Origin of the sequence: Chryseobacterium mulctrae, from assembly GCF_006175945.1 — a bacterium.
GTDB lineage: Bacteria > Bacteroidota > Bacteroidia > Flavobacteriales > Weeksellaceae > Chryseobacterium > Chryseobacterium mulctrae.
The window spans coordinates 459,861-475,279 of sequence record NZ_VAJL01000001.1 but is presented as its reverse complement, the minus strand read 5'-3'; the positions used below and the strand labels follow the sequence as shown (position 1 = coordinate 475,279).

Here is a 15,419-nt window from a genome sequence, read left to right as displayed (position 1 = left end):
ATTTTTGTAAATTTCTGAAAAAAGGACATGGTAACAAAAGCAATTTTTAGAAAGATCACAAAATTACATGACGATTTAGAGCTGAAGATCAATGAAGTATATGACGACGATGACGATATTGTGAAAGTCGCAGAGAAATCCTTACTGCTGATCGATGAATCCATCAGAAAGTTAAAAGAAATGATCTCAGCGCACGATTTTGAGAATATCGCTGAAGAGGTTTACTTTTTCAAGAAACTAAAACCACAATTTATCTCAAAGTTTATCTATTTATCTGCAATTTTAGAACTGGAATCCCATAAACCGAATGCAGGGAACAAGGCAATGAAAAAATACTACGAGGCAGAACAGGAAAAACTCAAAAGTTTTTACATGGAACATGCGGAATTTTATGGCTATCATCGAAGAGAGGCTACCTATCTCGACCATAAAGTCTTTATCAGAAATTCATACGACCTGAAAATGAAATTATCGTCAGGCTTCTACAATTTTGACAGCAGCTTTACCACTTCTCACGATCATCTGGTAGCCAGATTCATTGCCAGCCAACAAATGGACAAATACCTCAAAAAGCAGCTCGAGAAATTAAGTAATAATGACAACACTAAAACCTTGTCACCCCTGGTATGGTCTGCCTCCAAGGTTGGTTTGATCGAACTCATCTATGCTCTTTATCAGATGCGTTGTTTCAACGGAGGCAACATCGAGCTCAGTGAGGTCATTAAATTTGCAGAAAAATCCTTGGACACAGATTTAGGCAACTTCCACAAAACGATATTTGAGATCCGAAACCGAAAACAAGGTCCAACGAAGTTTTTGCATCTGGTCTGTGAACATCTCGATCAGCACTTCAAGAATTCAGAAGGAGAATAATTCTCCTGCGAAAACCTCGAATGGTTTAAAATTTCCATTTAAGGTTTGCTTTAGTTTTTATTAATGAGGTGCTGCAGATCGGGGTCATTTGAAATCCGTTCCATTTCATTACCGATGATCATCACGATATCTGCTTTGACACTTTTATAGTTTGATGTAATTTCTGCCTGCATGCTGTCTTTTCCCTGCTCGTCGACAAATGAGCGGATCTGAGGTATGGGTTGGTAATTCTTTTCCAGTTCAGAAAGTTTAACGGTGTCAACGACGATTTCTGAATGGAATATTTTCTGTTCGATCCTTTCATCGAAATTATCTGAGACGGCACCGACAAAAAATCCCTGTGTCAAAGTCGAGATCTTAGAGGCCGGGATCAGGCTGTCCAATTGTGTTGAAATGGATGTTGAAGTATCATTTCTATTGATGGAGATGCTTTGCCTTTTCTGCAAAACCTTGCCAAATCTCTCTGACAGGGCTTTTGCAGTTTCTCCAACCACCTGTCCGCTGAAAATATTCCCAACGGTGTTTTGGATCACTTTGCTTTCCTTATCGCCGTAATCCCTGGTCAACTGTGAAAAATCCTGAAATCCCAGACAAACAGAAACCTTGTTGCTTCTGGCGGTTGCGATCAGATTATCCAATCCTCTGAAATAAATCGTAGGGAGCTCATCAATTATGACCGAGCTTTTTAGCTGTCCTTTCTTATTGATCAGTTTGACAATCCTTGAGTTGTAAAGTCCCAGAGCTGCTGAATATATATTCTGCCGGTCAGGATTATTTCCTACACACAAAATCTTCGGTTCCTTCGGATTATTGATATCCAACGCAAAGTCATCCCCTGTCATTACCCAATAGAGTTGCGGAGAGATCATCCGCGACAAAGGGATTTTTGCCGAAGCGATCTGCCCCTGCAACTGATCCTGTGCACCGCCCTGCCAGGCATCCATAAAAGGGGAGAGGTAGTTCTCCAATTCGGAGTAAGAAGTGAGAATCGTAAAGACATCCTCGTATTTTTTGTTCAGCAATTCAATGGCGTGTGGAAACGTACAGTATATCCCACCTTTGTAGATTTTCAGAAACCAAATGATCGCAGCTAAAAGGATAATAGGGCTTTCCACGAAAAAGTCGCCCTGCTTTTGTATCCAGCTTCTGTTGAGATTCAGCATAATGGTATAGGCTGCTTCATAAGCATCAGAAATATCCGTCATAAAGTTCGGGTTTAGGGGATTGCAACGATGGCTTTTTCTAGGATCGTCAAAGTTGATGATATAGAATTTAGGTTTTACCGAATATCCCTCTGAATGATTTAACAGATGGTTGTAAGCAATGGTAGAAAGGTCATCGAACTTAAAATCATAGATATACATGGAAAATCCTTTTTCAATATGCTGTTTTATATAGTTGTTGACTACAGCGAATGATTTTCCCGATCCAGGCGTACCCAGAACAATGGTAGCGCGAAAAGGATTCACTACATTGATCCAACCAGGATGCCATTTCCCTTGATAATAAAACTTAGTTGGTAGATTGACAGAGTATTCGTTATAAAGAAGTTTTATTTCCTGTTGGAAGCTTTCATTTTCGCTGTTGAATACATCATCCATTAGATGATGTTTCAGAAGTCTGCTCATCCACACACCAGCCATCATCAAGAAAATATAACCCGAACCAGTTGACAGCATATATAAGGGAACCACAAAGTCCGATGACAGTTTTAAAAGGGGTATGCTAAAAAAGAATAATAATACACCCAAACCCAAAGCAACATATATTTTGTTCCAGGTGATCTTTTCATTTTTCACCCCTTTGGTGCCAAGGCAACTCAGGCTCAACAAAAGCACTGCAAAAAGTTTTGAATACAGTGGTTTGCTAAATAATCCTGCTGCCCGATCAAAGTTTTGAAGGATCTTATTGACAAGATTTAAAGTCCAGCCGCGTTCTTCAAAAAAGCCATAGCAATACCAATACAAATGCATCACAACCAAAATAACACTGACCGTTCTCATAAATGCCATTATTTTGGCAAGTCCTCTTAAATCATCTTCTCCCTGCATAACTGTAAAGTTTAATTTTAGACAATCAATGTATTGTGCCTTGATCAGGTACCGGAAATGTGGCAGCCTGTGGCATTGTATGCATACATTTGGCGTTGAGTAACAGGTAATGTTATTTCAAATTTCTATCTTTAAAAATTGTTATAAAATAAAGGCTGATCAATGATAAACGGTATTTCTTCACATATTTTAGAAAAGTGGCTTCGCGCCTGGACCTTGTCACGTCAATTGCCACTACCAACAAAATTTAAATCAGGTTTTAAAGTTGATGTCGGTTATGAGAAGCAAAAGACGCGGTATATATTTGCAGAGCTTAATGACGATTTTATACAACTTACAAAAACTATAAAAGAAACCTGGGTGTTCCTCAAAGTCTGCGCTGCTCCTGAGGATCTTATAAATGTAATCTCTGATCAATGGGTGATTCAACCACAAGGGTACATGATGAACTGTTCTTCACCAATGAATATTCAAAAAATTACCCTGCCTGCTAACTACAAGGCTGATGTTAAAAATTATAATTCAACTACCCTAATAAAAGTGCTGACGAAAGAAGGGGAATTGGCATCGATAGGTCGTATTACAATAGTAGAGGATTTAGCTATATACGATAGAATTTCTACTGAAGAAAATCACAAGCGAAAAGGTCTGGCAACGTATTTGATTGCGGAGCTTGAGAAAATTGCGGTATCACAAAATGTTCATGAAAATTTTTTGGTAGCAACAGAGCAAGGCAGATCACTTTACCAATCGTTAGGGTGGAAAGTTTGTAGTCTATATACATCAATTGTCATCCCATCTTAGAAATACTCATATTATTTGCTCAACGTGATCTGTTTTTCTTTCTTTTTTTCTTCAATTGGTTTGCAAAATCCTGTTCTTCATAATCTTCGCCTTGTGTTTCTGGAAGTAAACCACCTAATGCTTCAAATATGCTATCTCCGTGTTTTTCAGTATGTAAGAAGTCAAATAAATGATGCGTTTCTTCAGCAGGCAAATTCTCCTTATTGTTGGACTGTGAAGCTTTTGGTGACTGGTCATCTTTTGTAAGGTCGGCTTTGATGTTATCGTTCCAATAATCATTAAAGGTGTTAGCAGAAAACTCTTTGCCTAAGCGTGACCCGTTCCAAACGCTTTTAGAATGATGATCGATAAAAGTTATTCCATAGATCCTGCCGTTGTCATTTTTACGGACAACAGTATCAATTCCCTCTTTTTTCAATTTCTTTTTAAATGCTTGCTCATCTTTCGAAGAATGATGTGCTTCAATAATCGATCTTTTCAAATTTTGTTTGAGCGGTTGATTATTGCTTTTGTTTTTACAAGCAGTGAAGTGTTTTTCGAGAGCATCGATTCCTGCATTTTTCCCGAACAAAGATGCTTTAAAAGGATTTCCTGCTTTTTTTCCTTGGTCATCTAAAGGAAAATAAAGCAATCCTCTTTTTAATTGGCCTTGTAATTCTCCCTCCACTTTCTCCACAGTAATATTAAATAGTGAAAGCAGCGCATTAAATTCCCCTAACGATTGAAATTGGTAGTAGGAGGATAGGTGTCGTATTACCGATGCAATCTGGCTTTTGATATCTCCAGATTTAAAATTAATCGGTCGAAAGATCTTTTGATTTTCCTGAGACTGTTTCTCAACTGCGGATATCAGACCGAATTTTTTTTCCAGTTCCCGGCAGACTTTCATCGAACGGATCTTTTCAAATTGATCGGATATCTTTTTTCCATCTTCATCAACGCAAACTGAAACAATATGGATGTGGCTGCGGTCGATATCGGTATGCTTGAACACGATGAAAGGCTGATCGCCATAACCCATTTCATTCATATACTGCTCAGCTATTTCTCGAAATTTTTCATCAGAGACCTTGTCTTTAGGATCAGGATTAAGGGAAATATGCAGCGTATGTTTTTCGGTATTTCGGTTTGCCAGTAGGTAAGGTTCAAATGATCTCGCTAATTGAGCAACAGAATACTTCCCGTCAGCTGTTTCAATCATTTTATTGGTCATCAGAATTTCTCCCTTATCCTGTTCAATTTTTGAATTATTATACGACAATGTGCCAAAAAGATTACTGCTTCTTCCAATTTTTGCGATCATCTTATTCTAGATTTTTCAAATGTTTTTGATCAAATTCTTCTATCAACTGCATCACTTTTTTGAAAATCTCCACCATTTCTATAGTTTGTTTCTCCAATTTATAAAGAAGAGCGGCTGCTTTTTTCTCTGAAAAATTAGTGTATAACAGTTTAACCATCTGATTATAATTGACTCCAACAGCCCGAAATTGACTGTGAAACGAGGTCAATCGCATATAGAAATCAGTTGTTCCTTTGTCGACTTTCACGGTCTTGATCGTCTTTTCAAAAATGCACGAAGTGATAAAATGCGCTTTTACGTTCATTCCTGACTGGTCAAAAAGTTCAAGAAAGCGGGAATGTTCCACCTCATTAAATGAGATCGTATATCGAATCTTGGCGGGATCTGCCTTCGGATGGCGTCCTGTCTTTTTCTTTGGTTTACCATTATGTTCACTCATCATTTATCCAATTAAATTTAAAAAACATCGACTTCGGAGATTGTTTCTGCTCCCTGCAAGGGCAAGTTGTTTTGCGCATCCGAAAACGTTTCGAGATGCTCAAAACACAACTTGCCCCTTTCGGGTGAAAGGCTAGACCCACAATACAATAGATTTAATCCAGTAGTACAGACTCTTCTTCTGTTTAAAGGTTGATAGCTTTAAACCAGTCAACTAAGCTTTGACAAAGTAAACGACAATACTTCACAGACTCTCTGAAGTTCATAAGGCCAAACAAATCCATTGCGAGTCAAAGACAACCACTTAGAAGCTGAGTGCAGCCGGATGTTATTTATTTGTACCAGAATGTCGGCAGGACTGATGTATGGCAAAATCGTTTGAGTTCTTGAAGGCAGGCATACCAACTTTCCAGACGTTAGTCAGGATATCCGGAAAGCAATAGCACAAGATAAAGATCAGTCAGGCATTCCAACCTGACGGAAGTACAGGATCCTTTCAAGAAAGACCCACTGACTGATTGAATTCTGATCCTACAGTTGGAAGTCAGATATGCTTTCAATTGCCTAAGATTGCAGGAAAGCCGGATATGATTTGAGCCAGCCAGCTATCACTCTAGAAGTATCGTTAACTAATGTTAACTATAAAATCAAAAAAAATGGAAACAAAAAAACAACCAGTCATTATCGCCTTTTCCACTCAAAAGGGAGGAGTGGGAAAAAGTACCTTCACGGCACTGTTGGCAAGTATCCTTCATTACCGATTAGGATATCAAGTCGCTGTGTTCGACTGTGACTTCCCACAGTACAGTTTAATACAGATGAGGGAGAGGGACCTTAAAACAGTGATGCAGAATGAGATACTAAAAAAAATGGCTCATAAGCAATTTACAACCATCAATAAAAAAGCCTATCCTGTTTTCCAGAGCAAGACCGATACGGTTTTGCAAGAGTTTGAAGCGTATGTTGATAATTCCGAAGTTGTGCCGGATATCGTTTTTCTGGATCTACCCGGAACAGTCAATACGGCTGGCATTTTGAGTACACTCGCCAATGTCCACTATATCTTTTCACCCATAACCGCGGATAGGGTTGTCCTTGAAAGTACCCTTAGTTTTACTGATGTCCTGACCAATATCCTGATGAAGAAAAAGCACACTGAGATCAAAAGCATACAGCTGTTCTGGAATCAGGTCGATGGTAGGGAGAAAACACCGCTGTATGAAAATTACAATAATGTGATCAAAGATCTGGGACTTCAATTGATGGAAACATCGATCACAGACAGTAAGAGATTTCGCAAAGAAGGGGAGACGGTCGCCAAAACCGTTTTCCGTTCGACATTACTGCCAGCAGATCCTAAGTTGATGATATTATGCAGGCTAGACCAATTTATGGAGGAGTTTTTAAGAATTGTAAAATTGTGAAAAGATGGACAGTGATAAAAAGAACAATGAAGACAACAATATCGATGAACAATATCTGATGTCCATCATGGCGGGCAACACAAAGAATGAATCGCAGAGCCAGGAACTTGATTCCTTAAAGGAGAAGCCGGCGACGAAGCAAAAAATAAAAAGCAAAAAAAGTCTTGAAATCACCTACGCTGAGCAGTTTCTCACGCATCACACGATGACCAAGCGTGGTGATAAAAGTATTTATATTCGACCTGAATATCATGAAAGACTTTCACGGATCATCCAGATCATTGCCGAAGATCAGATCCCTTTATATGCTTATCTCGATAATATTTTGGCGTACCATTTTGAAACGTTTGAAAAAGAGATCACTGATGATTTCAACAACAAATACCGTCCAATCTTTTAATCTATCATCTTATGGAACAATTAATCATCATAGGGCTATTATTAGTTATCATCCTACTACTTTGTGATAGGAAATTTACAAATCAGCATCCAAAGGAAAAAAGTGCCGAAGCTCACCTAACTGTGCCCTCTATTATGGGAAAAACAAAGATAGAAGAAAGAAAGTTACAGCCATCTGATGCTGATCAAGGACAAGGCGAATCTAGTGTCATTAATGTAAATAATTTTGATTCAGAAACCAAGGAGGAGGTATTTGAAAATACGGCTTCAAAGAAAGAACTTGACGAGATACTAGTCAAAAATAATGATTGGGAATACGAGGAAGAAGACTGGCAGTACCAGGATGATTCTAAAATAGAAAGCGGGTTTGCTACAGGGGTTACCTTTCAGGAATTGAGTACTGCGGGACAGTTGCTTCAGCAAGAGGTGCTGGAGACTGACTTAGAAAAGCAAGCGGTCAACATCATTCAAAAAATTCAGGAAACCGAGCTTTTTGATCTTTTAGAAAATTCATTGGGTGATGCATCAAAGCGAATTGCCGCTTTGCTTAGCCAGAGTATTTCGAATAAAGTTGAGGACATTTCTGTCAAGAAGCGTCAAGATAATGCAGAGGGTTTCGACATTGGGGAGTTTGTTTAGGCAAATTCCCCTTATGTCTTTAAAAGCTCAGTTAAATTAGTCGTACCATAGTATTTTTTCTTAAGCCATAGACTTACTTTCACAAACAGTGTAAGTGCCAGGACTTCAACCAATGGACCAACGAAACAAAAAACATCTCACTGCTATTTTATCTGTACTAAAATATCTTTAGAAAAACTTAAGAGTACGCTAAGAAAATTCAAATACTACTTTTATAATCTTTGTTCAAAAGTATATTATGATTAGTTCAACACATTTACATGCTATGGTCATCCATTTTCCCATTGCATTACTTCTTATTGGCTTTTTTAGTGATTTAATTGGTATTATATTTAAGAAAATATTTTTTAAGCATACTGCCTTTTACTTATTAATTTTGGGTACATTTGGTACAATAATTTCTTATTTTTCGGGTGATTCTGCAGGTGAAGGTATGGAAAGTGGCATATTAGGCAAAGCAATTGAAATGCACGCAGAAGCAGCACTTTTAACATTATGGCTTGCTATTACCACAGCTATTTTATATACTGCTGTTGATGTATTCAGATTTACTAACAAATGGATAAAACTCATCCGTTTTCTAGTATTTGCCATTTTAATTGGATCTGTTTGTCGTACCGCTTATTTAGGAGGACAGCTAGTTTACAATCACGGTGCAGGCGTAGAACTGGCATTACCTAATTTTAATGAAAATGAGAGCAATTCTAATCCAGAATAATTATTTAAAATTATGAGAATTTTACTAGTGGAAGATGAACCTTCAATCTCTGGCTTTTTAAAAGAAGGACTAGAAGAAGAAGGTTTTGCAGTAGATGTTGCTGATAACGGAAGAGTGGGTTTAGAATTAGCCCTAGATTTGGTAAATGAATATGATATTCTATTGCTAGATTGGATGCTTCCTGGTATAAGTGGAATAGAAATTTGTAGGAATGTTAGAAAAGTAAACAAGCGAGTGCCCATTATTTTTTTGACCGCAAAGGATACTGTAGATGATACTGTTTTTGGTTTAGAAACAGGTGCTAATGATTATTTGAAAAAGCCTTTTGCTTTTGAAGAATTACTTGCAAGAATAAGGGTATTGATGCGAAATAGTACAGGTGAACAATCCCAATTTACATTTCGAGATATTGCGATGGATATTGATGCACATCAAGTAACTAAAGACGGAAAAGAAGTTATACTCACCCAAAAAGAATTTGGGTTATTAGAATTATTGCTGCGTAACAAGGGAAAAGTATGCCGCCGCTCCAGGATTATGGAAAAAATATGGGACATTCATTTTGATAAAGACACTGCAGTTATCGATGTTTTCATCAATGGATTACGAAAAAAATTGGATACTGATGGTAAAGAATCTATCATTCAAACTATTAGAGGGGTTGGATATAGAATTAATGACAACGAATGAGGTTAAGTTTCAAAAAAAGAATAGCGACTTATAATTTGATCGCAATTGCTGTCTTGACCGCGATTGCTTTTGTCGTTATTTATGGTGTAGTATATTATACTTCTTACAAGCATTTAGATGAGGATATTATTATAGAAAAAAACGAAATTTTTGCTAATTTAGATTGGGACGATGACCAAATCATCATGAATAAAATGCCAGAATGGGAAGAAGCAGAACACAGTCAAATCGAAGTAAACCCTACATTTATACAAATAGTGGATTTGAAAGGGAACACTATTTTCAAATCTATCAATTTACAAGACAGTCACTTTCTTTTTAATCCAAAAAATAAATCAACGGTCTTTTATAACGAAACAATTAATAATCAAAAAATAAGACAAGGTCAATTTCCTGTATTTAATAATAATCATAAAATAATAGGACAATTAACAATTGGCGTTTCGCAGCAGGAATCCTACAATGTTTTACATAACTTATTGATAGTTTTAATTTTAACGTATTGTGCTATTCTATCCATTTTATATTTCATTATGTCTTTTGTGGCTTCAAAAGCTATTGCACCCATACATCAATTGATTGATTCAGCTTCACAAATTGCTTATACCAATATTAATTCCCGATTGCCATTACCCGAAAATCAAGATGAAATACACCAATTAGCAACTACCATAAATCAACTTTTGAACAGGTTAGAAAATAGTTTTTACCAGCAAAAACAATTTACATCAGATGCTTCTCACGAGATGCAAACCCCTTTGGCTGCAATAAAAGGAATTATAGAAGTACTTCTAAGAAAGCCACGAACTGCCGAACACTATGAAGTAAAAATGCAAGAAGTACTGCATCAAACCAATAGGTTATCACAATTACACAATCAATTGTTGCAACTTGCCCGTTTAGAATCCAGCGTTCTTATTGCGAATAAAGAACCTGTAATTCTACATACAGCCATTGGAAAAAGCATCGAAAATAACGAATCACTCCTCACAAAAAATAGCATACATATCCATAATAATCTTCCGCAAGAAGCTATCGTTTCTGCAGATATTCTTTTATTGGAAATGATTCTTGATAACCTCATTTCTAATGCCATAAAATACAACAAAACAGATGGGAATATTTACATTTCCTATAATTCTTCTGATCAAATTTTGTGCGTAGAAGATGATGGTATTGGAATAGAAGCGGATAAATTACCCTTACTATTCAATAGATTTTATAGAGTTGATGACTCCAGAAATTCTCAAATACCTGGAAACGGAATAGGTCTTTCCATTGTAAAAAGATTGTGTGAAGTACAAAACATCATACTTACCGTAAACAGCGTCAAAGATCAGGGCACCTCATTCTGTTTACAATTTATTTCCTAAAAAACTTTAGTTGATTTTAAGAATTCACTTAGAAAAGTAAAAGATAGCCAGTGTTACCTTTGCTTTATAAATAATCTTAAAATCAATTAAATTATGAAAGCGCAAACAATCACCCTTGCATTACTTCTTGTAACATTAAGTTTTTTTTCTTGTAAAAAAAATGAAAAATTAGAGTCAGAAGCATCTAGTACAAAAGTAGATACCACTAAACATTTCCAAAATACAAGAGCTGCAACTTCTGAAAAAGAAGGGAACGAAACTTACGAAAAAAAAGAAACCGGCGAAGTCAGCGAAAGAAAAGAAAATAGTGAAGCAGGTGAAAAAAATGAAGCTAACGAAAAAAATGAGAACAAGTAAACTGATCAATGATAAAAAAATATGAAAACTATTATTTTTAAAACTCAAAAAGGTAGATCTATTATTATAAATAATAAATTTGCTATCCTAGCAAGTCTTGTTCTAGTTGCCTCTCTTTTTTTGAATTCTTGTAAAAAATCAAATGAGAATAGCAACGAAATGAAACCTCCAGCTGAAGCAGGTACCACAAATAAAGAATCCTCAGAGCAAAAAGCAATTTCTGTAGAACGGGCAAAGGTAAAAACAGTCGCCAATATGCAAGAAGCATTTAATGGTGAATCAAATGCAACCGCTCGATATGCTGCTTTTTCTAAAAAAGCGGAAGAAGAAGGATTTAAAGAAATTGCATTACTATTCAAAGCAGCATCTTTGGCTGAAAAAATACACGCTAACAATCACAAAGCGGTATTAGAAGAGATGGGAGTTGTAGTAAAAACACCAACTATTGACGTAAAGGTACAATCTACCAAAGAAAACTTAGAATTTGCCATAAAAGGAGAAGCTTATGAAGCAGCGACGATGTACCCCACATTTCTTAAAGAAGCAAATGCAGCGGGAAATCAATTGGCTTTAATGAGCTTGAATTATGCTTATAAAACCGAGAAAAAACATAAAGAACTTTATGTACTTGCATTGGCTGCACTAAACGGCAATAAAACAAACACTTTGGCTTCTACTTATTTTGTTTGCCCTACTTGTGGTAATACGTATGAAACAACAGCACCAAAACGCTGCGGAATTTCTATGACAAGTGGCGAGAAATTTATTAAAATCAATTCACTTTAAAACGTAGAAATAATGGATCAAGCACACATACATTTGCTCATTACTCATCTGCCTATATTTGGTTCGCTTTTGGGAACTTTAGTTTTAGGATATGGTATCTGGAAAAAAAGCAATACAACGAAAACGGCAGCACATTATATCTTTATTATTTCTGCTTTAGGGGCTGTCATTGCCTACATAACAGGAGAAGGTGCAGAAGAAACGGTAGAAAATATACGGGGTGTTTCAGAAAATATAATAGAACAGCACGCTGATTTTGCAGCGTATGCACTTACAGCATTTATCTCTGTAGGAGTTGCATCGCTCATTACAATATATCTTGAATTTATTAAAAATTCGTTGGCAAAATCATTAACATTGGTAACTCTTTTTTTAGCAATAATCAGTTTTGCTTTAGTGGCTCGAACTGGCTATCTTGGAGGTCAAATAAGACATACCGAAATTTCATCAAGCACCACTATTCAAAACGGTAATGAAAAGAACAATGAACAAGGTGAAAAACAAGATGATGACTAAAAATACATTATTTATCGCAAGGAAATCTATTTAAATATCAGAGCGATTCAAAAAGAATCGTTCTTTTTTTATTAAAATTGATCAACATTATCTCCACTCTTTATTTTGTAATTATATTTACTAATCACAACAATCCGAAAAACTCAAAAAATGATAACAATCGACAACTATTTAGATAATCATTACATTCACCGAAGCAATTGGCTGCGAGCAGCTGTTTTGGGAGCAAATGACGGAATAATCTCCATTTCCAGCCTTGCAATAGGTGTTGCAGCAGCAAGTTCCACAAGAGAGCCAATCCTTTTAGCCACAATTGCCGGTTTAGTTGCAGGAGCTTTGTCTATGGCAGCAGGAGAATACGTTTCGGTAAGTTCACAAACCGACACAGAAAAAGCTGATATTGAAAGAGAAATTATAGAGCTAAAAGAAATGCCCGAACAAGAATTGCAAATATTGGCTCAAATTTATGAAAAGCGAGGTCTTAAAAAAGAAACCGCATTGCAAGTAGCAATAGAACTTACAGAAAAAGATGCATTAGCAGCACACATTAGAGATGAATTGGGCATTAATGAAATCAGCCAGGCAAATCCTATTCAGGCTGCGTTAGCATCGGGTGCAGCTTTTACAGTGGGCGGTGTTTTGCCGCTTTTGATCATACTTTTTGCTCCTGTAAAGGGAATGGAATATTGGCTTTATGGTTCTACCATAATTTTCCTTGTTATTTTAGGGACAATGGCAGCAAAAACAGGTGGTTCTAATATTCCAAAAGCTATTTTAAGAATTACCATTTGGGGAACTATTGCAATGGTTTTATCAGCTTTAGTGGGTTATATCTTTGGTGTTAAAGTATAATTAAAAATTAATAGTCAAGTTTAATTAACAAGATTAAAGAATGATAAAAACTGAAAAGCAAGGTTTATTGCAATTGCTGAAAATTTCATCTCCGTTTATTGTAATCACTACAATTTATACAATATTGGTACTTGGACTTGAAGAATATTTTGGTGATCATATTTATAAAATATCAGGACAAATCGGTTCTGTATTTGGACTTGCGGTTGCATTTTTCTTGGGTTTTAGAATGAATTCTGCCTACGACAGATGGTGGGAAGCAAGAAAAATATTTGGTGAACTTACAAACAATACAAGAAGTTTTGTAACAAAAATATATGCTTACTATGGAAATAAAGAGAATTTCAAGGGATCTGGGGAATCAGATGTAAAAATAGAAGCTCAAAAATTAATAGAGTTGAGTATTTTATACATTCGCCAGCTTAAAAATGAAATGCATAACAACTTTAAGCCAAAATTTAATGAAGAAGAAACACAACTATTAAAACGCTTTAAAGTAAATAGCAGCAATAAAATTTCAAATGAAATTTTATTAGCACTCGCAGAAAGCTTTGAAACAGATTTTGCATCAAAAGCTAATTTTGAAAAAAATGACTTAATGCAGCATATTAATCGTTTCTACGACATTCAAGGTAAAGCAGAAAGAATAAAGAATACTCCTTTTTTAATGATTTACAGTGCTTTTACAAAAATTATTGTGAGTTTCTACGTCATTCTTATTCCATTATTTATTGGCGATATTGATTTGGGCGGAGAAGAAAGCCGTTTTGAGTTATTAGCAATTCCAATTATGGTTATCATTAGTTCTTCTTTTTTAACCATCAATAAATTGGCAAATTTATTCGGAGAACCATTTTCTGAAAATAAAACATCTGTAACAATTAATGAAATCTGTATTACGATTGAACAAAATTGTAACGAAGTAAAAAATAAACTTTTATAAATTATTTCAATTAAGTTTATTTTAGATTAAAAACGGAATTAAATGTCCGTTTTCAGTCAGAATACTCAAAATCAGCACTCTTTTGTCATTCCGTAGGAGTCTAAACGGTTTTATTTCAGTGTGTTTAAATTCTTTCAGAATGACAAAAATAATACTTAGACTAAATTCTTATTGATTTTGGACATTCAAAAAACGGATATCTATAGTAAGAGGCAGTCTACGAAAAAGTAAAATTTCGTACGTTAATGATAAGATCTATTAATATTTGCAATTTAAATAGATTGACTAAATGATTAAAACTTTTCTTAACAATCTAAACTTCTCTTTTTTTAAGCTTATTACGATCTTCTCAGACATAGTCTAAGGTAAATTGAATATGCTTACCATCTTAATGGAGAAAGATGCTTAAGTAATTCTTATAAAGCTCTTGCCGAGGCATTATTAGCTTCCCCCTTATTAAGTTCCGAAGTAACTCTCCATCTAAGTTCCGTACTCATTCTCCAGTCGAGCATAAGATTCTTTCAATTTTATCCAATTCCCATAATGCTACAACAAGTCCGTTTTTGCCTTGGATAACTTCCAATCTTTTTGGCAATCAGTGAAGCTGTAACAGTTTCATTTTTTATAGAAGCTGCAAACCTTCATATTTAGGCCTAGTTTTCAATAATCTTTTTGCTTTTGATTGTTCCTCCTATATGTTCTGATAACGCAAAATACCCCGTAGATACTAAAATAATAAATAGCTTCTTATCATTCAAATCTCTGATTTTTTGGGCAAATTTGAACCCCACTAACTACATCCAAAGCAAGTACCTGATCGGTAAACTCCGAAGTATCAGTATAATATTCTTCTACTGTAAATGAGAGTTATGATAGAGAAGCCCATCTAAAAACATAGGTTGCATCTCTTACTGCTACGTTGATAGCCCTTGTATTAAATCAGTGAAAGAACAAAAGCAGGCTTGGACGAAGCACGGAAAAGAGGTAAGAAAATAGGTGGCAGGAAAGCATTAAGTAAGGAAGCAGCAAAAAGCTATTATTGCAGAAAGTTATTATATGAGGGGGATAAAAAGCTTCAACGAAATTGCCACTGACTTGAAGATTTCGAAAATGACATTGTATAAGTATTCTAGAGAATGAAATGTAGAAAGTACAGCTTACAATTGGAAGTAATTTATTTGATCTATAAAAAACGAATTATTTAATAGATTATAGCCTAAGCGAGTTATATTTTCCGTTTCGTCGACTGACCC

At 35.7% G+C, this 15,419-nt stretch carries 16 protein-coding genes; 13 read left to right on the top strand and 3 right to left on the bottom strand.

Going from position 1 to position 15,419, the window contains the following annotated elements:
* The first annotated feature begins 27 nt into the window (after positions 1-27).
* Entirely contained in the window at positions 28-873 is an 846-nt protein-coding gene (locus FDY99_RS02030) for an RteC domain-containing protein (protein WP_123856260.1), read from the top strand.
* A gap of 50 nt (positions 874-923) precedes the next feature.
* Here FDY99_RS02030 and mobC read toward each other — a convergent pair whose 3' ends face one another.
* Positions 924-2,924, bottom strand: a complete 2,001-nt coding sequence (mobC, locus tag FDY99_RS02025; RefSeq protein ID WP_123856259.1) for a conjugal transfer protein MobC — start codon at positions 2,922-2,924, stop codon at positions 924-926.
* A gap of 162 nt (positions 2,925-3,086) precedes the next feature.
* Between mobC and FDY99_RS02020 the strand changes: the two genes are divergently transcribed.
* On the top strand, positions 3,087-3,728 hold the full coding sequence (locus tag FDY99_RS02020; protein WP_073334096.1) for a GNAT family N-acetyltransferase: 642 nt from the start codon (positions 3,087-3,089) through the stop codon (positions 3,726-3,728).
* A 19-nt stretch (positions 3,729-3,747) separates the two neighbouring features.
* Here FDY99_RS02020 and mobB read toward each other — a convergent pair whose 3' ends face one another.
* Both mobB and mobA read right to left on the bottom strand, forming a co-directional pair.
* Positions 3,748-5,031: a conjugal transfer protein MobB gene (gene mobB / locus FDY99_RS02015; protein ID WP_139418868.1), complete on the bottom strand. Its 1,284-nt coding sequence runs from the start codon at positions 5,029-5,031 to the stop codon at positions 3,748-3,750.
* Between the two features lies 1 nt (position 5,032).
* Positions 5,033-5,470, bottom strand: a complete 438-nt coding sequence (gene mobA / locus FDY99_RS02010; RefSeq protein WP_102980721.1) for a conjugal transfer protein MobA — start codon at positions 5,468-5,470, stop codon at positions 5,033-5,035.
* 655 nt (positions 5,471-6,125) lie between these two features.
* Here mobA and FDY99_RS02005 point away from each other — a divergent pair.
* The 11 genes from FDY99_RS02005 to FDY99_RS01955 all read left to right on the top strand — a co-directional run bounded on the left by FDY99_RS02005 (position 6,126) and on the right by FDY99_RS01955 (position 14,166).
* Positions 6,126-6,893 carry a ParA family protein gene (locus tag FDY99_RS02005; RefSeq protein ID WP_102980720.1) on the top strand — a complete coding sequence of 256 codons (768 nt, stop codon included), beginning with the start codon at positions 6,126-6,128 and terminating at the stop codon, positions 6,891-6,893.
* Positions 6,894-6,897: 4 nt separating this feature from the next.
* Positions 6,898-7,293 (top strand): DUF3408 domain-containing protein, encoded by a 396-nt coding sequence (locus tag FDY99_RS02000; protein WP_102980680.1) that lies wholly within the window; start codon positions 6,898-6,900, stop codon positions 7,291-7,293.
* 11 nt (positions 7,294-7,304) lie between these two features.
* Complete coding sequence (locus FDY99_RS01995; RefSeq protein WP_139418867.1) at positions 7,305-7,931, top strand: hypothetical protein; 627 nt, start codon at positions 7,305-7,307, stop codon at positions 7,929-7,931.
* Positions 7,932-8,169: 238 nt separating this feature from the next.
* Positions 8,170-8,649, top strand: coding sequence for a DUF2231 domain-containing protein (locus FDY99_RS01990; RefSeq protein ID WP_102980678.1), 480 nt, complete (start codon positions 8,170-8,172; stop codon positions 8,647-8,649).
* A 12-nt stretch (positions 8,650-8,661) separates the two neighbouring features.
* Positions 8,662-9,339, top strand: a complete 678-nt coding sequence (locus FDY99_RS01985; protein WP_102980677.1) for a response regulator transcription factor — start codon at positions 8,662-8,664, stop codon at positions 9,337-9,339.
* Between the two features lie 35 nt (positions 9,340-9,374).
* Entirely contained in the window at positions 9,375-10,712 is a 1,338-nt protein-coding gene (locus FDY99_RS01980) for a sensor histidine kinase (RefSeq protein WP_162304130.1), read from the top strand.
* 93 nt (positions 10,713-10,805) lie between these two features.
* On the top strand, positions 10,806-11,069 hold the full coding sequence (locus FDY99_RS01975) for a hypothetical protein (RefSeq protein ID WP_123856258.1): 264 nt from the start codon (positions 10,806-10,808) through the stop codon (positions 11,067-11,069).
* Positions 11,070-11,090: 21 nt separating this feature from the next.
* Positions 11,091-11,855 (top strand): rubrerythrin family protein, encoded by a 765-nt coding sequence (locus tag FDY99_RS01970; RefSeq protein ID WP_139418865.1) that lies wholly within the window; start codon positions 11,091-11,093, stop codon positions 11,853-11,855.
* A 12-nt stretch (positions 11,856-11,867) separates the two neighbouring features.
* Entirely contained in the window at positions 11,868-12,371 is a 504-nt protein-coding gene (locus tag FDY99_RS01965; protein ID WP_102980673.1) for a hypothetical protein, read from the top strand.
* A gap of 150 nt (positions 12,372-12,521) precedes the next feature.
* Entirely contained in the window at positions 12,522-13,223 is a 702-nt protein-coding gene (locus FDY99_RS01960) for a VIT1/CCC1 transporter family protein (protein ID WP_102980672.1), read from the top strand.
* 40 nt (positions 13,224-13,263) lie between these two features.
* Positions 13,264-14,166 (top strand): bestrophin family protein, encoded by a 903-nt coding sequence (locus FDY99_RS01955; RefSeq protein ID WP_102980671.1) that lies wholly within the window; start codon positions 13,264-13,266, stop codon positions 14,164-14,166.
* Positions 14,167-15,419: the final 1,253 nt, after the last annotated feature.